Raw genomic sequence first — 1,050 nt, forward strand, 5'->3', positions numbered from 1 at the left:
GGCATCGATTCTACGATCCGCGTCTATGCCGAAGCCTTCTGTGCGGCGGCCGATATCCCGTTCACTCGCTTTTGGGGCACGTCCGCGAAGGGATTGAACGCCACCGGCGAGGGTGATGAGCGCGACTGGAACAAGATGGTAGAGACGGGGCAGAATCTCGAAACCCGCCCATGCCTCGACCAGATCGACGTTGCGCTGATCCCTTCGGCGCTCGGATCGCGCCCGCCCGAAATCTGGTGGAAGTTCGGCGCGCTCTCGATCCCGACAGAAAACGAAGAAGCAACCCGGTTCAAGACGTGGACCGAGGCGATGGACAAGGTTGCCATGTCCGGCGCCATTCCTGAGGTCGCCTATAACGAGACCTATCAGAACGGCCTGCGCGAAAACGGCTGGACTCCGGGCATCGACGCGGCACTCGACAAGATCCCCGAGGCTCAGCGGTATGGCGGTGCTGCCGACCCCGATGAGGCGGACGAAACCGATCCCAGCGCCATCGTCAACACGGAGGGAGGTGATCCAGCATCTGCCGGGGGCGGGGCTCGTCGTCCCGCTGCCCGTGCTGCGAATGACAGCTATCGATCGCTGTTCACCGACGCCACCCCACGCCCGCTCTATGTGCGCCGTGATCTGAAACCGGCATCGGCGAAGGCGCTGATCGCTTGGGCCAAGTCCAACGGCTTCACCTCGACGCTCGAACAGTCGGACATGCATGTCACCGTTCTCTATTCGAAGCAGCCCGTCGATCCCATGAAGATGGGTGAGACGTGGGGTTCGGAAGCGGACGGTGGGCTCATCGTCAAGGCTGGTGGCCCGCGCGCGCTCGAACGGTTCGGCGAGGGTGCCGTGGTTCTGCAATTCGCGTCGTGGTCTTTGGTGTCTCGCCATGATGACATGGTTCGCGCCGGGGCGTCGCACGACTTCGACGAATATCTGCCGCACGTCACGATCACCTATTCGGCGCCCGAGGGATTGGACCTCGACGCGATCAAGCCGTTCACCGGCGAGCTGGCGTTCGGGCCTGAGATTTTCGAGCCCTTGGATGTGGATTGG

Annotated in this window: 1 protein-coding gene; it reads left to right on the forward strand. The window is 62.8% G+C overall.

The window, feature by feature from the left end:
* Positions 1 to 3: 3 nt before the first annotated feature.
* A partial coding sequence (locus tag JHC57_RS22370; RefSeq protein ID WP_294032757.1) for a phage portal protein occupies positions 4 to 1,050 on the forward strand: 1,047 nt, incomplete at its 3' end.

Origin of the sequence: Sphingopyxis sp. (assembly GCF_016463645.1) — a bacterium.
Lineage (GTDB): Bacteria > Pseudomonadota > Alphaproteobacteria > Sphingomonadales > Sphingomonadaceae > Sphingopyxis.